Source organism: Candidatus Uabimicrobium amorphum, assembly GCF_009002475.1.
Lineage (GTDB): Bacteria > Planctomycetota > Uabimicrobiia > Uabimicrobiales > Uabimicrobiaceae > Uabimicrobium > Uabimicrobium amorphum.
Map to the genome: position 1 here is coordinate 9218391 of NZ_AP019860.1, position 23763 is coordinate 9242153.

The 23763-nt window shown below is 40.3% G+C and carries 15 protein-coding genes; 4 read left to right on the forward strand and 11 right to left on the reverse strand.

Going from position 1 to position 23763, the window contains the following annotated elements; translation table 11 throughout:
• Positions 1-213 precede the first annotated feature (213 nt).
• The 3 genes from UABAM_RS32350 to UABAM_RS32360 are packed head-to-tail and all read left to right on the forward strand — an operon-like array spanning position 214 to position 2215.
• A complete protein-coding gene (locus tag UABAM_RS32350; RefSeq protein WP_151972345.1) occupies positions 214-855 on the forward strand; it encodes a pilus assembly FimT family protein in 642 nt (213 codons plus the stop codon).
• 14 nt (positions 856-869) lie between these two features.
• Entirely contained in the window at positions 870-1568 is a 699-nt protein-coding gene (locus tag UABAM_RS32355; protein ID WP_151972346.1) for a PilW family protein, read from the forward strand.
• Between the two features lie 11 nt (positions 1569-1579).
• A complete protein-coding gene (locus tag UABAM_RS32360) occupies positions 1580-2215 on the forward strand; it encodes a type IV pilus modification PilV family protein (protein ID WP_151972348.1) in 636 nt (211 codons plus the stop codon).
• 6 nt (positions 2216-2221) lie between these two features.
• Here the strand turns inward: UABAM_RS32360 and UABAM_RS32365 are convergent, their stop codons facing one another.
• Positions 2222-2557: a hypothetical protein gene (locus UABAM_RS32365; RefSeq protein WP_151972350.1), complete on the reverse strand. Its 336-nt coding sequence runs from the start codon at positions 2555-2557 to the stop codon at positions 2222-2224.
• 67 nt (positions 2558-2624) lie between these two features.
• Here UABAM_RS32365 and UABAM_RS32370 point away from each other — a divergent pair, with 67 nt between their 5' ends.
• Complete coding sequence (locus UABAM_RS32370; protein WP_151972351.1) at positions 2625-6611, forward strand: serine/threonine protein kinase; 3987 nt, start codon at positions 2625-2627, stop codon at positions 6609-6611.
• Between the two features lie 70 nt (positions 6612-6681).
• Here the strand turns inward: UABAM_RS32370 and UABAM_RS32375 are convergent, their stop codons facing one another.
• From UABAM_RS32375 to UABAM_RS32420, 10 genes are all read right to left on the reverse strand, one after another.
• Positions 6682-7197: a macro domain-containing protein gene (locus tag UABAM_RS32375; RefSeq protein ID WP_151972353.1), complete on the reverse strand. Its 516-nt coding sequence runs from the start codon at positions 7195-7197 to the stop codon at positions 6682-6684.
• A gap of 3 nt (positions 7198-7200) precedes the next feature.
• Entirely contained in the window at positions 7201-8211 is a 1011-nt protein-coding gene (gene fni, locus UABAM_RS32380; protein WP_151972354.1) for a type 2 isopentenyl-diphosphate Delta-isomerase, read from the reverse strand.
• Positions 8212-8298: 87 nt separating this feature from the next.
• Positions 8299-10209 carry a protein kinase domain-containing protein gene (locus UABAM_RS32385; RefSeq protein ID WP_151972356.1) on the reverse strand — a complete coding sequence of 637 codons (1911 nt, stop codon included), beginning with the start codon at positions 10207-10209 and terminating at the stop codon, positions 8299-8301.
• A gap of 185 nt (positions 10210-10394) precedes the next feature.
• Positions 10395-11558: a hypothetical protein gene (locus UABAM_RS32390; RefSeq protein WP_151972358.1), complete on the reverse strand. Its 1164-nt coding sequence runs from the start codon at positions 11556-11558 to the stop codon at positions 10395-10397.
• A 96-nt stretch (positions 11559-11654) separates the two neighbouring features.
• Entirely contained in the window at positions 11655-15662 is a 4008-nt protein-coding gene (locus tag UABAM_RS32395) for a type II secretion system protein GspK (RefSeq protein WP_173013706.1), read from the reverse strand.
• Positions 15649-17388, reverse strand: coding sequence for a tetratricopeptide repeat protein (locus UABAM_RS32400; protein ID WP_151972362.1), 1740 nt, complete (start codon positions 17386-17388; stop codon positions 15649-15651). The genes UABAM_RS32395 and UABAM_RS32400 overlap by 14 nt, the downstream gene beginning before the upstream one ends.
• 51 nt (positions 17389-17439) lie before the next feature.
• A complete protein-coding gene (locus tag UABAM_RS32405) occupies positions 17440-17850 on the reverse strand; it encodes a hypothetical protein (protein ID WP_151972364.1) in 411 nt (136 codons plus the stop codon).
• 42 nt (positions 17851-17892) lie between these two features.
• Positions 17893-20388, reverse strand: coding sequence for a hypothetical protein (locus UABAM_RS32410; protein WP_151972366.1), 2496 nt, complete (start codon positions 20386-20388; stop codon positions 17893-17895).
• A gap of 9 nt (positions 20389-20397) precedes the next feature.
• Complete coding sequence (locus UABAM_RS32415; protein WP_151972368.1) at positions 20398-22722, reverse strand: serine/threonine protein kinase; 2325 nt, start codon at positions 22720-22722, stop codon at positions 20398-20400.
• 15 nt (positions 22723-22737) lie between these two features.
• On the reverse strand, positions 22738-23742 hold the full coding sequence (locus UABAM_RS32420) for an extracellular solute-binding protein (protein ID WP_173013707.1): 1005 nt from the start codon (positions 23740-23742) through the stop codon (positions 22738-22740).
• Positions 23743-23763: the final 21 nt, after the last annotated feature.

Here is a 23763-nt window from a genome sequence, read left to right on the forward strand (position 1 = left end):
AGAGAAAAATATAAATTTACGTATTTTTTTACCATAGGGTGTTAGAAAACCCCTTATTTTAGTACCAGTATAACTGGTAGTTACTTACGTTAGATGTATCCTAAGTTTTTCTTGCAGTCATGGTTGATGATCATGTATAATGACCTTGTACAAAATATTATGACATAAAATACTAAAATATATATAAATTTTTGTTTTTAGGGGTGTTTTGTTGTGCTATTAAATAAAAGACATTTCAAAGCGTTTACTCTAATCGAACTATTGGTTGTTATTTCTATTATAGTAATGATTGCTGCCGCGGTACTACCGACAACACTTGACTTCATGTCAAAAAGTCGTTTGAAAGGGGCGGCATCCATGATAAAAATGGCATGCTTACAAGCGCGCTCTCAGGCGATCGCACAACGCGAACGACAATTTGTCGTTCTTTTTACGCAAGCAAATTCGCAGCCAGATACGTTAGTCACTGTTCCTGCTTCTTCGTTTGATAACGTACCTGGAGCAACCCAACAGCAAGCACTTGTAAACACAGTTCAAGTATTTGACTCTAACGAAAACAACCCAAATCGTGAGTTCGAAAGTAGAACACAAGCAGAAAAATTTCCCGACTTTATCTCTGTGCAAAGTTTGGGAAACGTTGATAATTATACCGAACCATTGGTTTTGGAATTTTCGCCGACAGGTAGCGTACGCGTTGTGACAGGTTACACAGGTGATTTACCGGTTCCTGGCCAGCCGGCCTTTACTGGTGATGTTGCAGATATAATGTTACAGCAAGATAATGGCGAGCACATTGCTTTAATTGATATTGTAAATAATATTGGACAAGTTCGTTCTGAAATTCGCACTCCATAACGAGAGGTAAGTATATGCGTAGAAAACTACAAAAAGGTTTTACATTGATAGAGCTACTAGTTGCGGTATCTCTAATGTTAATTCTTATGGGGGCGATCGTTATTATTTTTAGTCGCTCAACGCAACTTTTTAATCTTTCTGAAGCAAATATGAACATTTTTCAGAATGCTCGCGTGGCTTTCGACTTAATGGCGAAAGAATTGGCGAGTTCACGTGGTAATTTGCAGATTAATCCAACACAAGCAACTCCTGCAGAGCAAAGTTTGTTATCTTTTCGTTCGGTGATTACTTTTGATGGAGCGAGTGGTCCTGAAACAGGCTTGGCAAATATTAGCTATCGTATTATTCCTCTAGAGGGAAGCGACAATCAACGCTGGGTTTTATTGCGTAACTTTATCGTTCCTGCGATCGACGACCCGAACCTTGACGATCCTAACATTGCTCCTGTTGTTGCAAATGCACGTGCTGTTGGAAATGATGTAATGTGCGAGTTTATTGCAGCACCAAGAAATGGAGCTATTCCTGGAATCAGTTTTGACTTCGCTAGTTATTTTGATGATACAAGCCCAGGGGGAAACGACCGTTGGGATATATTGACGGTAAATAACGGAAATGTGGATGCCGTGAGAGTTCGTATGGACGTTACCGATTCACAAAGTCGCGTTACACATACCGTTAGTCGCGTTTTTTGGGTGGCAAATGCCAATAATTAGGAGGGAAGTACATGAAGAATAAATCAACAGCTGGGTTCACGCTCATCGAAATTTTAATTTCTTTGGGAATTCTAGTGTTTGGTGTTGTGGGGATATTAACTCTTTTTCCTGCAGGAATAAAATCTACGAAAAAGGCTGCGGAAGAGACATATGCGGCTTTTATTGCCGATTCTGTGTATGCTTCTTTACGCGCTTCCGCTTCACAAATGGCTCCTGGAGACCCCCTGATTTATTTCCATGATGGTATTAACTCCGGGGGTCGCGTCAATGAATATGTTTTGCCACAAGTTGATGAGTCTATAGGTATACCATCTATTGGTGCGAATCCACCAACAGCGGGTCCTGTTGACAACCGTAAAACAACAACCACTTACACCGCGGAATTGCAAGCGGGAGGCGATGTAAATTTTGCCTTGTTAGGCCAAAATGCCAATGGATTCAATGTTGCGGTTAGTGAGGATGATACTGGAGGAGCTTTGGCGCAGTTCTCCTATAATATTCAGATTTCATATCCTCGACAAGACTCTACACGACCACAAGAAAATCCCAAAGGACTTTTTGACGTAATGATTCGTATTCGCCGTAGTGGAAAACTAATTAAGAGATTTCCTTCTAAGATCTTTTTACCAACAAACAACGATAACTAGTAAAAATTACTTGTTTGCTGTTATTTGTGCGGGCATTTTCCACAACGGAAGTGCCTGCTGTTGGTTTTGTATTTGGTTTTCCATGTAGTTAAAATAACAGATCGGTAAAGCAATCGTTGTTATGATTAAAAAAGACATCCATGCTGTATGTACCGGAGTATGAACAAAACGATAAATGGCATAATCAAATATAAGATTAAACTTTTCCCAAAAAGATGTGTCTTCGTGGTGTAAAGCTTTATACAGATTTTTTTTAAAGTTTTTGCTCGGTGTTATATGCATCATACGCACCATTGAGCTTATTTCTTGGTGTTTTTTGTCTCGAAACTCGTCGCATTTCATAACTATTCTCCCTTCCTATACTATTATAGGACACGTGTATGCTTTTTTCAACACAAAGGACAAGAAAATGTCTAATAACACATTACCAACGTTGCCAGATGGTTACGAATTTGTACAGGAGTTAGGACGTGGAGCCCAAGGAAGTGTATGGCTCGTACGTAATAACAACACTGGTGGGCGTTATGAAGCCTGTAAAATTGTGACCTCTATTTCACCCAAAGAGCTTTCGCGTTTTAAGCGAGAAATTCAAATCCTAGCCACATTAAACCATCCAAATATCATTACGATGTACTATGCCAATCCAAAAGAGAAGTTTTTCTTAATGGAGTACGTTGCGGGTGGTAATTTGTATCATTACTGCCGGAAAAAGGTTCTCAACTTAAAACAACGCATAGAATTATTTTTAGGTATCACAGAAGGGTTGGCCTTTGCGCATAAAAAAGGGTTGGTTCATCGCGACTTGAAACCCGAAAACATCGTGATGTCTGAAGACGGCATAGCTAAGATCACTGACTTTGGTATCTCGCGTTTGTCCGATAGTAGCTCGCAGACAATGAATATAACATCTGGTACTCCATCGTATATGGCTCCAGAATTATGGTCGCAAAATCCTCCGGACAAGCGATCAGATCTTTGGTCTTTGGGAATTATTCTCTACGAAATGTTGACGGGAAAATGTCCTTTCAAAGGAACTGTGCAAGAAATTTGTTACATGGTTACCCAGGGTAACCTCAAGGCACCACATGTGGTAAGCTCTTTGCCACCTCTTGGACAAAAATTATCCGCTATTTGCATGAAGGCTTTGAAACAAGATCCTGGAAAGCGTTACCATCATTGTGAAGAGATGATCGCTGATATTAAACGTTGCCTCGAACAGGGAGATGACATTGTTGAGTCACCTACAAGTATAGGTCTTTCGACAGACTTGGCTTTCAAAGATGATGATGCCGACGAAGTGCAACTTCATGAATCATCGGCAGATGCTGCTTTGGAAGATGATCTGGACCTAGAGCCTGCAGAGACCCAACCTGCTGTACAGGCTAAGGCTCCGGCACCCGTGGTGGCAAAGAAGCCTGTGAGTACCAGCGGATTAGATTTTGAAGAGAACGATGCATTACCGCCGGCGGGTGACCCGCTGGAAATTTTGCCTGAAGAAGGTGGAGTGGCTGCCGCTCCCCAAAATCTTTTTGAAAAGCATAAATACCCTATTGTCGGGGCGGCAGCGATTTTAGTGATGATTATTGGCTTAATTTTGATGATGCCGAAAAGTCTTGCTGCATTGCAAGAAGATTTGTTATCTCAAGATATCGAAAAACAACAGGACGCTTTTTCTGAATTGAAGTTACGCGGTGAAGATGCCGTAGAAGTTTTAGTTTATGGTTTGAATAGTCCCCAGGTGAAAATGCGCAAAGATATCATTACCCATATCAGTAAATATCCGCAAAGTGCATCATTTTATCTCGTAGAAGTTGTCGAAGATTATGCCAATGCTTTTACGCATCAAGCGAGAATATACGCGGTTAGGGCATTGGGAGACTTAAACGTAGACTCCGAAATAACCCTACAGGGTTTGTTGGCGAAATCATCTACGCCTGAAGATTTACGTCAAGAAGCCATCCAAAGCCTTGTTAAACTAAAGCCGGATACATATAAGAAAAAATACCATTTCATGGGCGGATTATGGCTGAGTACACGCGATTTGCGTAAACAAGGGTATATCGAAACCGAAAATGGTTGGATTTTGGTAAGTAAGTTGTTTAGTGACTTAGAGGATAAAGTTTCCCAAACTTCGGTGGGACGGAAGAATTTGGAAAAAATACGCGAGAGCATACTAAGCGATTTACAACAAGATAAAAACGTACAGCTAAAAGATTTTTTATCCGAGTGGGATAAATTTTTCGGTCAGTACGGTGATATTGCCGCCGAATTTTCGAAGTTGTCAAATTCTATTGAAGGAAACTTGTCCGTTGAAACAAAATATAAGAATGATATTACCAAGTCGTTAGTGGATTTGCATACAGACAATATGGAATTTGTTGACAATCTTATCTCTTTAAAGCAACAGGGAATAGCAATTCAGGTAATGCAAAAAGAATTGGAAAATGTTTCGGAAATTGTTACGTGGGACAAGATTGACTTCCCCTCTGAAAAAGCACAAGAGCTAAAACAAAGACACCACGAAATTGTAAAGGACAGCACTCTTTACGTATACACAAAATTTAACTTTTTTGGTGACTACGACACCACCGATTTTCGCGATCAAGTGATGTCAGGTATTGAAAAAAGTATTATACGTGCCAATGTGTATCCAAAGTTCTCATCGCGAACACCACAGCAAGATCGACCAAAACATTGGATTGTGTGTGAATACCGCGAAGCGAATATCGGTAGTTATTTTGGCAATCGCGATAAAAAGCGCAAGCATATTCGCCGTTTACGCGCTTTGTGTAATGTCAGTTATTGGGTGGAGTCGAACAAAGTGAAGAACTGGGAAGATGTTATTTCTTCCAATATCTATTTAGAGTTGTCCAAGAAACAAACGGGAGATTTACAGGAAGCCATATGTAATATGGTGCGCAACGATCTCAAGGAAAAATTTGTCACTTGGGAACCCAAAAAATTTGATCAGCGAAAAATAAATCGCGATGGTGAAAATACACAAAAAGTTCGTGGGTCAACGGTTTATTCACAAAAAGCACTTGATATTATTTATACAAAATCAAAACGAAAAATGAAGGGGCTTATTAAGAAAGAAAGCTCGCGGTATATTCATTTTGTTGTGGTAAAGATAGCCAAAGGTAAGACCTCTTTTGTTGAGGTAAAGATAGCAAAAAGCAAGATTGCGAAAGTAAAGCGCATTTCTGATGAAATACGTCAACAACGGTTGCAAGATTTAGAAAATATAGGTAAACAAAATATTGTTGATCGCAAGAAGATTGACCTTGTTCCATTAGAGAAAGTTGCTTGGGAATTTGGTAAAGGTACAGGACTTGTATACACTAGCAAACATTTTGTCCTTTACTGCAACACTCCAGAAGAATTTACTCGTGAAATTGCGTTTCGCACGGAGTCTATCTTTGAAGCGTACAAACAGTTTTTTCCGATAACACGCAATAGTGATCAAAAGATAAAGATATATATCTTTAATTCTACCGCAGAATATCAAAGGTACATAGGTAAGGCGTTTTCCAATCCTGCCTACTATTCACCAACACACAACCATATTGTGGCGAGTTGCGATTTATCTAGTTATAAATCAGAAATTACCAAAATTAAACAACATCATGATAAGATAAGAGCTTCTATTGCAAAAAACGAGCAAAGCATTGCGCGATATCGCAATCAAATTACGCAACAAAAAAGAAGACTCCACGATGATTTAGATAAACGTCTTGCACGCGGTCAGATAAAACAACGTGACTATGACAACGCTTATCGTAATATTCGCAGTCAAATCACCAATATCAATAAACAAGTAAACAGTATCTTACGCGATCAGAAAAAGCTGAAGAGTGAAGTACGTCGTTACGACTATCAAAATTCAAAACTTATACCAAAGTATGTCGATTCTATGGTTGAAATGATGTATCATGAAGCATTTCATGCATTTTTGAAAAACTTTTTATTTACAGAAGAACAAACGATGTATGTTCCGCGTTGGTTGAACGAAGGACTTGCGCAATACTTTGAGTCATCTTTTTTCTCTAATGATCGCCTGATTATCGGTGAGATGGATAAAGATCGTTTGCGATTTTTGAAAAAATTTACCAAGCGTAATAACGCTGTCGCCATAAAAGATCTTTTGGTTGCAGGATATAAAGACTTTATGGTTATGTCGAGCGACAACTTGGAAAATTCTAATTTACACTACATCCAATCATGGGCTGTGGTTTACTATATTGCCACCTTATTCGATCTACGTAAAGGAGATGTGTTTGGTCCATACGTACGCAATATATGGAGTGGTAAAGACCAAGTGAAAGCTTTTGAAGAACTGGTGGGTATGCCTGTTGAGAAGTTTGAAAAGAAGTGGTTGGAATTTTTTCAGAAGTGATATGCTAGTATTTGGTGCCCCCACAATCGGTTTCACCGATTGCGGGGGCATCGCAAACCTTATAATACACCTATAGTTGCCGATGCGCCTCATCAATCGCGTCGTATACAATGTAATTTTGTGCGACAAAATATACATTCTCTACGCATGTTTCACCATCAAGATGCTTTTTTATCTCTGCCATGATAAGCTCTGCGGCTCTTTTGACAGGGATGTTTAGACTAGAACTTCCGATAAGAGGTAAAGCGATTGTTTTGAGCTTTTTTTCGCGAATTATGATGAAAGATTCGCGAATGGCTTTCATTAAAAATTCTTCCTCACCATCATTAAAGTCTTCGCCAAGGTTGTGCACAATGGCGTGAATTAGATTTTGCGCTGGTAGTTGTCCTGCGGTTGTGATGACCGCTTGCCCTTTGAAAAGTTGATCGAAGCTATTGCATTCATTTTGTATTTCATCACCTCCATACTCCAGAAGTTGCGATGAAATTGCTTCGCACATTTCTAGTTCTGTATTTGCATGGCAAATGATAGCGTCTACTTCCATATTCCATATATCATTTTGTAGAATAACGATTTTTTCTTTCACCTATTAATCCCTTTTTAAACATTCCATGCCTGATATCTCTTGTACATTGGCTGCCCCACAAGTAAAGAGACCAACAATGAATTCTTTTCTCCACTGTTGTATGACTTTTGCGACAGCATCACTCGATTGTAGTGCTGGCCCAAGAAAAGGTTTTGCAGCAGTAGCAAAAGAAGCGCCCATTGTCATTGATTTTGCTACATCTAATCCACTGCGAACACCTCCTCCAGCAATAAGAGTGACATCCTGTAATTTTGAACACATCTTTAGAGCGTGATCTGTGGGGATTCCTTCTGCTCTGAAAGTATGACCCAAGTTAGCTTCTTCTGTTAAACGGTACCCTTCGATCCATGCCCAAGAACATCCCCCCATGCCTGATACATCAATGTATTTTACGCCAATATCGCGAAGTTTTTTTGCACTATTGAAGTCAATGCCATGACCTACTTCTTTTGCGAATATGGGTACGGAAAGTTCTTTTACCACTTTTTCCAGTTTGGGAATAAGATTTTCAAAATTAGTATCCCCTTCGGGTTGAATGGCTTCTTGTAAATGATTTATGTGTACAAAAAGAGCATCTGCTTCTACTCCGTCAACGATTTTCTTTAGCTCCTCTGCAGTGAAACCGTAGTTGAGTTGTACGATACCGATGTTGGCGAATAGAGGGATGTCCGGGCAATGTTGTTTGACTTGAAATGTTTTCAACATTTCTGGGTAGCGAATAATAACACGCATCGAGCCCAAACCCAGAGCCACTTTTTCTTGCTGCGCAGCGATGGCTAAGTTTTTGTTAATTTGTTCGCCTTTTTCTAATCCACCAGTCATAGATGAAATGATAAAGGGAAATGATAGTTTTTTGTTTAGTAACATGGCCGAGGAGTCTATTTTTGCCATGTCTATTTCAGGTAGTGCGCAGTAAGGGAGGTAGTATTTGTCAAAAGAGCTTTGCAGTGGTTCCGTTTTTTCATTTAGAACAATATCTATGTGGTCTTGTTTCCGGTTGCTTAAGTTACTCATAATATTTAAATCTCAAACGGGAAAAGTGGCAAAGTTATACTTTGCCACTTAAGATAGTTTACATGTTGAACAAACTCAGTAGTGAAATTAGAAAATAGAGTTGATTTCTAAGAACTTCTTTAGACTCGCTTGCGTTAAACTAAATCCTTTGTCTTGCAAGCTTTCTTCTAGTTGTAGTCCTAGGTCTTCGAAGTCTTTCCAACGGCTGGCAGGGTTAGCACCCAAACATCTCAAAACTAGCCCATCAACGATATCTGTCGCCTTGGCGTTGATACGGCTTGGGAATACGATTTCATTGGATTGATTGTTGATTTGTTCCGCCGTGTAAGGTTTTTGATTCGTCAATAATTCGTAGAATAAAACACCTAGAGAGAATATGTCGCCTGATTTTGAAGGTATACCAGATTGTTTTACCTCAGGTGCCATATGAGTAAATCCAAGTGCGAATGATGGGTTTTCTTGGTGACGAATTAAGTTACTTGCTTTCGATACGCCAAGACCTACGAGCTTGATATCTAAATCTTTACTGATGATAACATTTTGTGGAGTGATCTCTCCGTGGATAATATCAATAATTGTACCACTACTGTCTATTTTGCGGTTAGCGTAAGCTAAAGCTCTACATATATTGTAAACAATAAGAGATGCTAAGTGTGGAGGCAATAAACGATTATTTTGTCTAAGTTTATCAAGCATTGTGGCTAAATTAACACCATCAACATGCTCCATGACAACAAAGTAGTAGTTACCAAGAGCTACAAGTTTATGTACTTGCGCAATGTTTTGATGTGTAATTAAAGAAGCTCTGCGTATTTCGTTTGTCAATATTTCCAAATAAGATTGTTTGGAAAAATGTGTTTTGAGGTATTTTAAAGCTACAGGCTTATTAAATCCACAAGCACTTATTTCTTCACCACGGTACAATTTTCCCATATGCCCTTCGGCAATTTTATCTGCGATTTTGTAGGTGATTTCGTATTTGAATACTTTTGTATCTTGTTGTGTGCCAGTAAACTGGGAATCGGCAGTGACAGTGGGTTCTATCGCAATAGGTGCTGGGTTTGCTTCTATTGCTGGTATTTGTGGAGTTTGATTTGCCGCGGCAGAAGCCCCATCGTCGGATAAGAAACTCAGGTCTTGTTCACCAGATTCTGCTGTGAAACTTGCATTTGTTAAATCATCAACACTGTGTTGTACTTTTGGCTGAGGTGCTGCGGACGATAAGCCTTTTACAGGTGACTCATCTAGAGATATTGTGGCTCCGTAAAGTTCTTCTGACTTTGGCTCTGGTTTATTGCGATTTTGTAGAGGAGAACCGGTCATTTGAATTGTGGCACCGTAAGGGTCGTCTGCTTGAGCACTTTGATTGCCTTTGTTACGATTTTGTAGAGGAGAACCGGTCATTTGAATTGTGGCACCGTAAGGGTCATCTGCCTGATTGCCTTTGTTGCGATTTTGTAGAGGAGAACCGGTCATTTGAATTGTGGCACCATAAGGGTCTTGTACACTACTTTGGTTGCGATTTTGCAAAGGAGACTGGCCACCTTGGATTGTGGGAGCATATACATCATTGGCTGGTTGGGCAAAACCACTATTTGATGTTTGAATGGTAGCTCCAAAAGGGTCTTCTTGATTACTATCGTATCTGGCTTGTGCTGATTGTTCTATTTGTTGGACAGCAACTTGTACGTTATTGCAAAATACCGATTCGTCGTTAAAACCAGCATATCTGAAAATACCTTGTAGAGAAGCTTGGACGTTGAGCAATTTTAAATCGCCGCCGCGATTGCGAGCACCTTGGACATTTTCTAAGAAGTTTTTGAGTACAGGGGCGCTTATATGTTCAACACCCTGCATGTTACAAACTATTTTACTGCTATTTTGACTGAAAAGGCTGTTGAAAGTATCTTGAACTAGGCTAATAGTATTTTCGTCTATATGCCCTTCTAATGTTATTAATTTGATATTGTTTTGGATATCTTGTGTATTAATTTTCATGGCAGATTAGATAGGAATTCTATCTATCTCCTTTCTCAAGAACAACAACATGATTAGAAAAGAATTTTTCTTAGTATATAATTTTTGTGGGGCATAAGCAAGTGCAAAGTGCAATCCTTTCCAGGCTTTGCACTTAGAATAGGGACTCTTTGTTCTGTGCGAATTATCTATTTTGCTTATGGCTGTTACTTTTTTCTTTGTTGGCTTTGTAGAACTTGCTGTAGAGCGCGTATCGACATTTTTTGTGAGTTTTTATTTGTGTCTAGTATGTATCTTGTATAGCTGGTAGCAAGAGGTGATATACGCCAATGTTGTTGTAGCGACCATGCGGTTACTTGAAATAGTAAATCTTTGACAATTTCTTGTTGGTGTTGCGCAGCGGAGTCTTTATATTTTTTCTGTGCGCCGAAGTATTTTACATTTTTTAGAGCGTCGACGATTTGCTCAATAGGAGTTATATTACCTGTTGCGTAAAATTCAATCCATAGCATGCTGATTTGCACGAAATTGTCCACTTCACTGTATGGATCGGGAATTTGAATTTTTGTTTTGGAGACTATTTGGCGTTCCGATTCATCGCACAAGCTAAGAACCTTGTCTGTTTTACCTATTGCATTGCACAATGTGGCCATTTTTACTTTTTCGGAAGTAGAGTAAGAAGCAAAGTCTTTGAGTGCTAGATCCATTAGGTATTCATTTTTTGTAAAAACTGTGCGGAAAAAATGTAGAACATCGTATTGGAATTGCTTTTTTCCTTTTACTGTTTTTATCGGAGTAAAGTGTGTTAAAAAAGCATGCACTGCATAGTTAGGAGACGGATTTTTGTAGTAGTTGTGCATCCATTGCGAGTACTCCTGTAGAGAACCGGGATAACTACCGCGTTTCCACTCAGTGAGTTCTATTTTAAAATTTCGCTTTAATTTTTTTTTGTTGATGTAATCAACACAAAGAACTTGAATTTCATATTCTCCAATAGGATCGTTTTTGCTAAAAGATATTGGTATTACTTTTTCACAAAGCTGTTTTTTTCCCGTACCGCTATCGCTAAGCCCCGTTAATTTGTTCTTGGTAAAGCCCTTTGATCCGTCTGGTTTTACACATTTTACCCAAAATTTTACATTCGCTGCGTTGTTTTGTGTTCCATAGTTTTCGAAAAAGATACACAAACGGAATGTTTGTCCAGGAACTACTTTTTTAACCTGGGGAATAGTGTAAGCATCTTTGTCAAAGGATTTGTGCCAGTAGTCAAGAGAAGGATCTGCAAGCGTTGGAATAATTTCCACGTCGAATTGTTGCGCAAAAATGCTATTGATAAGAACCAGTACACAAAAAATACTTAATTTATTCATAGTTTAAAATCCTCAAAAAAATCTTGATGAACAAAAAGGTGCCTACACTAAATTATTAAGGCATTCGTTAAAAGATGCAACCATTATTTTGTGGAACTACTCTGTTTGATATCTTTGTGGACGTTGAAGGTACGTAATATCGAGAGATTGTAGCAGAGGACTTTCTTTCCAAATTCCTCGACGAAAGGCTCCGTTTTTGTAAACAAAGTATACGCGGATCTCCAATAAGTCTCCTGTCACATCAATGCGATTTTCCGCTTTGGGATCTGTAAACTCATAGAGTTGTCCAGGAGTATTTTGCGGCTCTGTTGTCCAGTTAGGCTTGCCATCCACGCGAGCAAGAACTTTTATGGTGCTAAAATTTCGCGAGGGCAGTTGTGCTTGCCAGGTAACCGTCTTCCAACGAGCGTTCGGTGCTACTTTTGCTGCTTCAAAGAAAGCCACCTCGTTGTCATTCGTACTGACAAGGGCACGATCCCAATAGCGAGTAGGCATCCAATGAACTAGTGTATTTACTGAGTGGCGCTGAATGGAAGAGCCAAAAGCTCCTCGTCCACCATTGCCTCTGATGACTTCGGGTAAGATGAGTTCATTTCCTTGGCGAATGCTATAGCCAATAATTTCTTCTCCGCAGCGCACATAACCACTTGTAGGAAAGTCCGTCGTATTGCCCAATGAAATAGAGTTTCCGCTAATGCCGGCGGTTAGAGAAGACACTGGTAGAAAAAACATCGGGAACATCGCTGTTGCCGCGTCATTGTTTCTCGCCGTAGAATTGAAAAAACCGCGTTGTACGTTTTGTAACTGTCCATTTACAATCGAAGAGTAACTAATATACTCATTTCCCATTTTTAAAATACCGCCATCGTCGGGTAAAACATTTTGATTACCAACTGCAAAGTCCTGGTTTGTACTTGCTGTTGGTTGGTTGAGTAAGATATCAAATTTTCGCGGAGCCTGGATGACTTGTAGTTCGTCAATGACAACACCTCCTTGTCCAACAGTAAAATCTTTTACTTCACTGGGAAGTTCCCCTGAAGGAAATTTGATGATGCGCGTTCGTTGTCCTTGGGGTTCATAGATGCGTGATACATCTTCGGTAAACGCCGCTAGGTCTCCTTGTGCCCAGTTGATTTCCATCTGTTCTTGTTGCGAAAAGTCGTTGTCTTGTACAATTGTGACACTGTCGAATCTACCTAAAAGGCGCGTTCTGGTGCGAAAAACGGGTAGTGCTTTGCTGCCCCGAGAATGTGAAGCGCTGATGGTGTCCGCAACATTGCGATAATTTGGGTTATACTGTTGTGTGGATACCAATTGATTGATCGAACTGTTAGAGGGGTTTAGTAGTAAAACATTATTATCGACTTTGCCGGTGTATTGGATCCATTCGTTGTCAATCTGCACAATGCCATTGTTATCGTATTCGCTATTGTTGGCAACGGATATAGATATTGGGACGACAAACGCACCTTCTTCAAACTCTACGGCACTGGTACTGAGTTGCCCACGAATACAATTTCGTAGTTTTTTGTTGTCACTGCGCAAGTAACGAATTTTCTCCGTGGCTCCGGTTGTTGCGTCGGCAATCAATACGAATCCCGAACGAGGAAAATCTTTTGTGGATTCTACCTCAATAGTTGTTTCGGAGATACTAATGGGTGAAGTTGTTGTGGTGAACAGTTCGCCTAATCCAATGGTTGATGTGATGGTTGTTGCTGGAAATATTTTAGAACGCAAAGCACTACTATAACCCAAAGGAACAACGGCGACATCTTGCTCATGCTCATTGGCAATTGTGCCTCGGGCTCCTCGGGCAAGTTGATTTTTTGTAAAGTCTTGATAAGACTTACGTACAAGTAGACTACCGCCGGAGATACTTTGGTATTCAATCACTTCGTTACCGATGCGTACCGCCCCTTGAGAGGGAAGACCACGTGTGGAAGTTACGGAGATGGAATCTGCGGTACTGTCTATTTGTTGTCTTGTGCGTATATCTACTTTAGCGCCATCGAAATCGTAGCGGAAATCACCTACGGGACGACCATCAACCCACAACGATAAACCACCATAATCTGTCGTATACCAAGTGGCCATTAAGTGTGTCCACAGACCACCTAGATTGATGCGCGCCGTAATTTCTGCACAACTATTTTCTTGCGTGGCGTCAAATACTTGTAACGTTAAGTTACCTCCTTCGAGAAAGCACGTTATGCGATTTTGACTTTGTTGACGGTCTCCCATATTAAATATTTCTACACGTCTCGCTGGTTGTTGGATTTTGAACCACAATGAAATACATCCTGGACGGACTTCTAAACCTTGGGTACGAATGTTGTTTACCCGTTGTTGTCCGGTAATCCCTTCGTGCGTGTTGTCAAAAGAACTTTTTTGTATGAGCTGGCCACCTTGTGGTGAGCGATAGTTTGCAGTAAAAGTATCTAGTGAAATCCCAGTGGTATCCCCAGGAGTTTGTTGCGGAAATTGGCTAAACATGTCGACTAAAACCGGATGGCTAATAACGCGTGTGGCTAAACGATTGTTTAAAAAATTTTGGAAATCTTGTTGGGTGTTTAATCGCCAATGTAACGTTTGTGAAGGGGCAACACTTAAAATAGTTTTACGCGTGTGTTGGGCAAGAGGAATTCCCGCAGAGTTGTTAATGACTGCCGTGGCTTGCAATGTATAAGTATCGTGGTTGTGAAATATAATGGGAGCTAATACGGGAAAAGGTTGGCGATAGTTTGTCGCACTTGGACGGATGTTAATGCCGTGAAATCGGTTTCTAAGACCATTTGTACTGATCGCAGCGGAAAGAATACGACGAATTTTTTTCTTGGAGAAAAAGGGTTTTTCGTTGATGTCGAGTTTTTGCGCGTATTTTTCGCGTAAATCGTTGAGGAAATTTTGAAAACCTTCGAGAGAGGTAAAGTGTCCTCCTTTGGTACGTACAAGGAGTATTTCATTGACGAGGGTTGCTGCTTCTTCTCTACTTAACCAACTTCCTCCGGCGCGTAAGCCTTTAAAAGTCGCAAACAATACTCTTGGAGACGCGGTGTTGATATTAATCGCCGCGGGAGGCTTGGCGGCCAACGTGAATGGGCCTCCGCGATTTTGTAATTTGCGGTCAATCACAACGCGATTTCCTCCGCTAGCGAGTATCATCGCAAGTTCGGTATTGCTACCGCTAGATATTTTTACGATCATCCCCGGAGTATAAAAAATGGAATTATTTACGGTAAAAGCATCGGGATCACTTGGCTGGGTATTGGGTATGAGATCAGCTACTTGTTCATTTACCCAGTCGCTGTTACTTGTTGTTGTTGAGTGCACGGTAAGGGTGGAGTATAGTTTGTCGAATACCTGAGGAGAAATCGCGAAGTTTCCTCCGACATTGGCAATGGTTTTTACTTCTTCTATTGTGCGAAAAAAACCAAAAACGGTTTGATGACTGATGATACGGTAAGCACTTGCATCCACTATTAACGTACCGCGACGGATGTTACGTGGGGGGAGAAAATTTGGTTTATCTTGGAACAAACCACGTGTGCAACCAAAAAAATGTTTATCATCCGTGTAATTGTAACTAATGAGTTCGCCATTTACCCACAAAAAGCCATTTTTTGGGGTGAATTGTGAAGTAGAGTCGACGGTAATCGTACTATCACTATCTGTGGCTAATTCTTCAGCGATCGCAGAAGCAATTAAATTTCCCAATAGCCACGGAGTCGCGGAATGTAAATTGATCTTTCCTTGTTCGTCTTGCACATCAACGGACCATATTTGCCCTCGGGGATTATTGGTGTCCATCGCAGGAAGTTTAATATCTATATTGTATTCGTCTGGACTGTCGGCAAAAGGGGTTTTATGCGTGGCATCGCTTTCGCGTTCACGCATGTCATGCGTTTGCGTGAGTCGTGCTAACGCGTAGTTAATCGCACCTTTCGTTGCCATTTTAGCCTGGGCCTTTGCAAGAGTATTTTGCGAAGCCCTTTTTTCAACAGCCATGGAAGAAGCAAAGGGAATGGCAATAATAACTAGCATACTTAGGGCAACAATTGCGAGTATGAGAGCGGCACCTTTTCGGTGAGTTTTAGTTGTTGGCATATTGTAACCACAGCCTTTCGAGAGTTGAAAAATTACGAATATTATATACTTCTTGGATAGCACCTTGTGCATTGGAACCAGCTTTTTGGGCGAATAGTAACAGCCTTTGCGATCCACCGCGTTGCAGTAAAAATTCAACGATCGATAGGCTTTGCGAATAAAAAATGGCCGCTTGGCTTTCGGATTCCGGGTATTGTTTCATGGTGAGTAGCTGAGCGACAGGAAATACATTACCGCTTTTTAAGGCGCGCTTTAAAATAAATTTGCGATTTCGCGTACGGAAGTTAGCTTCGCTTGTCATCGCAATTCCCTCGTTGAGCCACAGTGGTAATGAGGTACGATATTTTAAGAACCATGGATACATCACGTGCGTGAGTTCATGGGGAATGATATTGGAAAGAAGTAGCGGAGCACTTGCATATAGATATACTTTGTGTTGAAAAAGACGCCCTTGTCGAAAAGCCATTTGCGTTACTCCGTCGGACCATTGTGGTAGGCCGGTATTTTTCATGTATTCCTGGCGTGAGGGAAAAATGTAGACGTCACAACGTTGTGGCCATTTTCTGTCCCAGTTTTGTGGTGCGAGTTTCTTTTGGATCACTTGCCAGTGGTATTCGAGTGTGGATGCCACTTTTTCTGCAAGCTGTTTGTTTTGATAAAAAACATTGAAGTGTTGCGTGGTTGATTTGATCCAATTTCCAGTTGCCGGAGTATCCTGGGGAACAAAGAACGGTTGTAGACTTAGACGACTTACTACTTGTTGAGAGCGCAAGCGTGCTTGTTCTAAAGAGGTAAATTTGCGATCCCAGGGTTTGCGTTCGTTAACTACACTGCCATAGTATTGGTATGCGCGTTCATAGTCTTTTAATTTTTCTAAACAGCTCCCCGTAAGAAAAAGAGCAAGTGGGTAATCCGGGCGATGTTTTAAAATTTCCTGTAGCTGCAAGACCGCGCCATTCCAGTCTTGTTTGCTCATGTGCTCTTGCATAATAAATTGTGTTTTACTATACAACCACGGTTGTTCTATGTATGGATATACTTTGGGGTATTGTTTTAAGGCCATTTCAAAGTATTCGAGAGCCTCTATATATTTTTTCGAACGAAAAAGCTTGTTGGCGATTTGCGAGGCACAATGGGACATTACTTGGGCCATGGTATGTTGTAAGTCGGGATTTAGTTTCACAGCCTCTTGATATTTTTGCAAGGCCTGTGGATATTTTTGCGTCTGTAGAAGCTCATCCGCACTCTTTTTTACCTCGAGAGCTTGATCTTGTATTTGCGATATTTGTTGGCTGTAGGGAAGAATATCTAATTTTTCGTTCAACTTTTGGGCTTTAGAAAAATAGTCCAGCGCCTTTTTGGGGTTTCTTTGTGTATATTTGCGTCCCAGTTGAAAGTAGACATCTGCCAAGGCATTTTTTAGCGTTAATTTTTTGGGGTATTTTTGCATCGCTCTTTTGAGATAGGCGATTCCTTGGTAATCAGCTCCCAATGCAATCAAACGGTTGCTTTGGGCAATAACTGTTCTCTCAAAACTTTCACGAACAATCTTTTTGACATTTTTCCGCGGAATAAAAATTTTTCCGTAAGCCATTTTTACGGTTACACCGCTTTTATCTTTACTGATCACTTTGCCTGTGACTTGGTTACCATTTTTTAAATAGACGGTATCACTAAAAGCTGTTTGTATGAATACATATAGTAAAATGATAAAAAAATAACGCATAAACCACCTCTCTCATATAAATATCGCGAGAAGCTATGCTTCTCGCAAACACTAATGCTTGACGGAACTTTGTAGTGAGGTTTTTTCAACTCTGCGATAAGTAATGTTGTTGTGTTTGAAAAAATATACTATTCGTTGGTGTAAACCATTTGTGGTATCTTCACCAAAATATATTTCCGGTATTTTGTTTTTTCTTTGCGTTGCTTTTACAATTTGCGAAAATTCCGCGAAGGAAATTTCTTTACCCATGTACATAATTTTGTCTGCGGTTGTTTGAAAATAAATCGTTTTTAAATTTTTTTGCGTGGTTTTCTCGTTTTGCTGTTGGCTTTGTGATGTTCCCATTCCCCCATCTCCCGTAAAATCGAGAGAAGTTAAATACAATAGGGCGCCATTGAATAAACAAAAAATAGCTGCAAGAGCAGCTACCGGTTTGTGAGGTCTAACTGGTTCATCAGACATAGTAATTCCTTAAATGTATAATATGTGGAAAATGTGTATGGCTTATGGCAATTTATCGGCCACCCATACTTGTTGTACAAAGGAATAGTGCTTGTTATTTTTGTCAACGATAACTCCGTGTATTGTCCACATTCCCGGTGTGGGAAAAGAAATAGTGCTTTGTTGTGTTCCCGGCTTCCAATTGCTCCAAAAAGCCGTTTTTAAAAGTCTTTTGTCGCTATTTACTTTTGGGGATTCGCTCTTTAGGTTTTCAAGTTGTGTGTCTATTCGTTTATCGAGTTTGTCGAGTAAGTCTAGAAGAATATTTTCGGAGTTTAGTGTAATAAACAATGTCCCATGTTCTTCTTTATAAGTTAAAGAGCGCGTTGTGAAAAAGTAGCTGAGTAATGAAAAGGCATTTTCTCCGTTGGGTAGACCAGCGATTGTAAATGTTTGCGCCGGATATTTTTCGTAAACTTTGGGATCTACTTCGATATAAACGTTTGCCTGTTCTTCGATTTTACTTACGAGCTGTTGGAAGGTCATTTTGGGAGATAGACCACCGACATATGTGTATTTTAAACGTTCTTTAGGAGATAAATATTCTTTGTTACTGCTGATTGTCATAGAGCGAATAGACTTTTGTAGTAAACTCTGAGCAGGTTTATGCTGTGGTATCCATTTTAAAATCTGCTGACATAAGTATACTGCCGAAGCATGTCTATTTTTTGAAGCGTCTACTATTGCGAGAGCATAGTCCGCTTTTACTTTGTCATGTACCCATTTTTTATATAAATAGGGTAAGTTGCGTGCGTCGCTACTTTGAATCTTGTCATTTGGCTGTGGTTTTTGGTAAACATAACTACCATTTGTGGCCCATAATAAATACTTATCATTTTTTTGCGCAAAGTCAATACCGACCTGATATTTTTGTTGTGTATGCATTTCTGCTGGAATAGACAAACGAAAAGAACCATTTACGTGAAACTCAAAAGTATTTTGCTTTGTACCATTACTAAAGACTGTCCCTTGCCAGTGACCACTTTCTTCTATGGCAAATTCTTTCCATATCCCTAATTCTTGTGGAGGTTGTACATGATATATGTTTTCACTTCCTTGCAAGACGTACAACACACTTTTGTCGTTTTTGGGCAAAAGTATTTTCGCGTAGTTTTTGTTAAAAGTTTTTCTTTCTGGAAAAGCTTTTTTTGCTGTTAATGTTTCATTGTCAACAAATATCTCTGCTGTGGCTCCACAACTTTGAATTTTATAGTTACCTTGTTTTTGTAACTGTAGGTAACAGGTGGCCATACCATTATTGCTGATTTGTATTTGACGATCCACTAGTGTATTGTGTTGGTAAATATCAATTTGTACTTCGCGTTTTTTTACGCCATAGATGTTCAGGGTAACAATATCACCTGATTTGTAAGCGTAGCGATCCGTAGTGATTTGTGTGGGTTGTTCTAGATCTGATTTGTGATCGATGATGATTATTTTTTGTGAAATATTTTCGATTTGTACTTTATATTCTCCAGGTGAAAGTTCCTGAGGTACAACGATTTGTATATTCGGTTGTGGGGAAATATTTTGTCGTATGACTTCTTTTCCGGTGGCCGATAGAAGTTTGGCTGTTGCTTGTGAGGGCAATGCGTGTTTCCAGGCAACATGTATTGTTTCACCACGGGCATATATTTTTTTGTCAAGCCACAAACGTCGTTCATCGTGTTGGCGTTGTGGATTGGTAAAAACGGCGACTTGTGATTTTTTCCAAGCGAGAATCCATGGAGAGTAGCAATCGATGACGGCCACACCTTTGTCATTGGTGAGTTTTTGTAGAGAGTTACCATCTTGGTCTTCATAAAAAAGAGGAAGTCCAGCAATACCTTTTCCACTCGAATTTGTTAGCCACACGAGAGTTCTGTTTCCATATTTTTCGACGACAGACGTCATGGCGTTTGCTGTAACAACGATAAAAGCCGCCTGGGGACCTATACGCACTTCTAGTAGGTACATACCGGGTTTGGTAATGGATTCAAGAACTATTTGTCTTTTGTCCCACCCTGGAGATGTATCGATGATGTACGTTTCCTTGATATCCACGACTTCACAATTTCCAATCGTTTGTATTTGTCGGTCTTTTTGATATGAAATGAGGTCGGCGCGATTTTTCTTTACCAGTGCATCGCTGAGAGTTGCCAGTATGGCGTCTGAAATAATGGGGTTTTCTACACTGGTAATTTCGTCGGTAAATACCAAGGGGGTTTTAACGTGATACACAATGGTTTGCACCGTGTCTTTTTCTCTTGTGCTGAGATCTATGGTGTATTTTTCTCCCGGTATTACTTTGGGATTTCCCGATATATAAAATTGTGATGGAAGACGTTCCTCTACGATGTAAGCACTGTCCTTTTTCACCGGTTTTTTTTGCACTTGTTTTTCGGAGAGCGTATCTAGCTGTCGTGGTTCATTGGTGTTTTTACCTGAGGGTTTCTGTTCATTACTTACAGTGCCACAGGAACTAAGTATCAAAAAGATAGAAATAAACACAAGTCGCATATCGTCTCCTTACTTTTCTTTACCAATATCAGAAAACAATTGATCAATCTCTTTTTTGAGGGCGGGATTTCTTGAGCCAAAGTCTTTGAGTAGTTTGTAAATGATGACATCGGAAGGGTTTTTCTTTAAACGCCTTTGCATTGACTTTAACTGGCTGCGAACGATTCTTCCTCTAAAACCCGGCATATCGTTTGCGATGCGTTGTGCCGCTTTGAAAAAATCATTGATAGCTTTGTTTTTATTTTTCCTGTTTTTCTTTGGATTCTTTTTGGGTTCACCTTGGTAGCGTACAATTTTATGACGCCTTTTTACCGCATCGCGTTCTAAGTCTTGTGCAAATTTTTCTGCAATACTCAGGGCAATATCTTTGATTTTTTGTTTTGTCTGTTCGTCATCAAAAGGGTAAAGCACTTCATTGAGTATTTTTTGTGTATACGCTTTGTAATCTTGCATAACAAGCTTTAATTGCGCTACGGAATCTGTACTTTGTATTTTCGACTTTGTTTTTCTGTATAGGCTGTGCGCTCCGTTTTCGAATTTTTCTAAGGCATTTTTTATATTTTCTTTTAGCTGTTGGTGCTGTGCTTTGTGTTTGGCCACGCGTTCATGTAGAAGTTGTAAGTTTTTATCTAGAATTTCTTGTACCTCATCATCGAAGGATAAGAAAAAAACTTTGCGCAGTGCAGCGTGATTTTCTACATATGAACGCAAATCTTGCTCGTTATCTTTTACCATATGATTGAGCAGTGGCGGTGGAACTAACTGAATTTGTAATGTCGGTTTTACGATCTTTTGTAGTTGTTTGTCGAGGTCCGCTAAAAAAGCTTTTTTGTGGAGGACTAGAGCCCTTACTTCCTTAACAACTTCTGCATAAGGAGTATAGCCATATTGACTCAAGAATGTGTCTATGTTTTGCAATGCCTCGTCGCTGTTGTTGTCGACAACAGAAGATATTGTTCTATGATATTTTTTTACCGCGTCGCTTTCGACAAGAGAGTGAGCTTCCCCAAAGTCTTGGTCGTAGATATGTGTATAAGATATTATTTGATTCTTGCGCACGCCACGCACGACTAAGAAAGCAATTAAGATGGCCACGAATATTTCGATACCAGCCATCATAAGTCCTGATGTTTTCTTTTTTGGCAAGGGGGACAACGCTGGAGGTGCTTGTGGGCTAGGAACTGGCGTTGTTGAAGCTGTTTGTGGACTAGGCGCTGGCATTGTCGGAACTGTTTGTGCACCAGGAGTTGCCAGAGTTTGCATTGCTCGCGGTGCCGTTGGTTCTGCTATTGTATTTTGTTGTGCCTGCGATGTATTGAGGGACATTTGTGTTTCGGCGCTATGGACATTTGCCGCGATATTTCCACTGCTGTGCCCGGGAACAAGATTGGATACGGTCGCCGCAGAACTAAATTTGACCTCTGTCTTTGACTTGGTGAAGTCCACTGCTTTGGGTACTTTAATGTCTAGCTGTGAGGCTTTGTATCTGTAACCTTGTGTATGTTTTTCGATAAGTTCGTCGATATCATCAATAAGTTCTTCGGTGTTCTTATGTCTATCTTGCGGGTGACGCTGCATCATCTTTTCTACGAGTTGTTTCACTTGTTGTGGAATATTTTCGCGATATTGGGATAAAGGTGGTGGATCTTTTTGCAAACGCGAAACAACAATGACCAAAGAGCTTTCTCCTTCAAAAGGAAGATGTCCGGTGAGCATGTAGTACATTACGATTCCGAGCGAGTAAATATCACTGCGAAAGTCGATGTTTTTACCTTCACATTGTTCCGGAGAAATATAATACGGAGTTCCGAGTACTTGGCCTGTTGCAGTTAAGTTGTTGTCGTTTTCCGTAATTTTGACTAGCCCAAAGTCAGCAATTTTTAATATACCTTTGCGATTCATGAGTACATTATCGGGTTTGATATCGCGATGGACAATATTTTCGATGTGGGCATCGCGTAGGCCAACGGCAATTTGTTTTAGAAAGTGCAAGGCGAGCGGAACCTCAAGTGGAATATTTCTTTTTAGATACGATGCTAGGCTTTCGCCTTCGACATATTCCATTTGAATGTAATAAAAACCACGCTCTTCGCCAACTTGCATCACGCGGACAATGTTGCCACTATCTAGTTTTGCGGCAGCGCGCGCTTCGAGTATAAAACGCTCGATGAGCTCAGGTGACGAAGACATACTGATATTGAGTAATTTAAGAGCAATCGGTATGTCAAGATTTAGGTGATGAGCTAAAAAAACATAGCCCATGCCTCCTTTGCCGAGCAAGGTGTCAATGCGACATCCACCGATAACTTGACCAATTAATTCTGCTTGGTGCATTTTTCACTCCTAATCTTAAGGTAGGAAAAACTTAGTGACGTAATTTCTCGCTTCTTCCCATGAAGAAGCTGCTTCGGCAAAATCTACCTTCATACCTTTGATTTGCAAGGGGGTTTTTACCCGTGCCGGGGTTTTTGTTTTACTGTTTAACGGAATTTGTGCCGATGGTCCTTTCGCCAGAAGTTCTTCGACTTGTGGAGAGAGTAAAAAGTCAATGAGTTTTTTTGCACTTTGCGGATGAGGGGCTTTTGCAATGAGTGCTAGTGTATTTGGTATAAATAAAGTCCCCATGCCTTTTGTGTCTAAATAAACCATCGCAACGGGTTTGTTGTCGTTAATTTCAATCATTGCGTCATCGGTGTCGGTGAGTGCCGCCCATAGTTCGCCCTCCGCAACTTTACGTGCACATTGTTTGTTCCCACTTTCTATGGACACTTGATTTTTCTTTAATTGCTGGAGAAGCTTTTGGGTTTTTTCTGCACCTAAAAGAGCAAATAAACACGCGATGTGTGTTGCTGTTGTACCAGCGACAGGTTTGGCGATGCCAAATTTTCCTCGCCATTTTTCATCGGTAAAATCCCAGAGGGAGTTGGGATAATCACGCGGCTTCACCTTGTCGGTGTTGACGAGAATAACGCGAGCACGTGCGGCAAAACCCGTCCAGTAGTTTTGTGGATCTTTATACGTTTTTGCAATATTTTTGGCCTGTGGTGGAGAAAAAGGCGCAAGTAAGCCGCGTTTTTTTAAGCGTAAAGTATTGATGATTTCGTTGTTCCAAAATACATCGCAGCGTGGGCGCAAACTCTCTTCAATAATGCAAGCCGTAAGACCAACGGATTTTGTACTTTCGTTGTCGTATTTTGCACGCACTTCGATTCCTGTTTGTTGCTCAAATTTTTTGAGAATAGGCTCTGAAAACATTCTGTCTAGAGCGGTATAAACAACCACTTGCGGTTTGGGAGTGGTGTCATTACATGCACAAATAATAAGTAGTGACGTAAATAGTAGTATTCTTTTCACAATATATTCTTTCATCGTCGA

Bases quoted from the DNA above. Each gene is read 5' to 3' on its own strand.
- UABAM_RS32415 (WP_151972368.1), bottom strand. From the start codon at position 22,722: ATGCACCAAGCAGAATTAATTGGTCAAGTTATCGGTGGATGTCGCATT.
- UABAM_RS32390 (WP_151972358.1), bottom strand. From the start codon at position 11,558: ATGAATAAATTAAGTATTTTTTGTGTACTGGTTCTTATCAATAGCATT.
- UABAM_RS32365 (WP_151972350.1), bottom strand. From the start codon at position 2,557: ATGAAATGCGACGAGTTTCGAGACAAAAAACACCAAGAAATAAGCTCA.
- UABAM_RS32395 (WP_173013706.1), bottom strand. From the start codon at position 15,662: ATGCCAACAACTAAAACTCACCGAAAAGGTGCCGCTCTCATACTCGCA.
- UABAM_RS32370 (WP_151972351.1), top strand. From the start codon at position 2,625: ATGTCTAATAACACATTACCAACGTTGCCAGATGGTTACGAATTTGTA.
- UABAM_RS32410 (WP_151972366.1), bottom strand. From the start codon at position 20,388: ATGCGACTTGTGTTTATTTCTATCTTTTTGATACTTAGTTCCTGTGGC.
- UABAM_RS32385 (WP_151972356.1), bottom strand. From the start codon at position 10,209: ATGAAAATTAATACACAAGATATCCAAAACAATATCAAATTAATAACA.
- UABAM_RS32355 (WP_151972346.1), top strand. From the start codon at position 870: ATGCGTAGAAAACTACAAAAAGGTTTTACATTGATAGAGCTACTAGTT.
- UABAM_RS32405 (WP_151972364.1), bottom strand. From the start codon at position 17,850: ATGTCTGATGAACCAGTTAGACCTCACAAACCGGTAGCTGCTCTTGCA.
- UABAM_RS32360 (WP_151972348.1), top strand. From the start codon at position 1,580: ATGAAGAATAAATCAACAGCTGGGTTCACGCTCATCGAAATTTTAATT.
- UABAM_RS32400 (WP_151972362.1), bottom strand. From the start codon at position 17,388: ATGCGTTATTTTTTTATCATTTTACTATATGTATTCATACAAACAGCT.
- fni (WP_151972354.1), bottom strand. From the start codon at position 8,211: ATGAGTAACTTAAGCAACCGGAAACAAGACCACATAGATATTGTTCTA.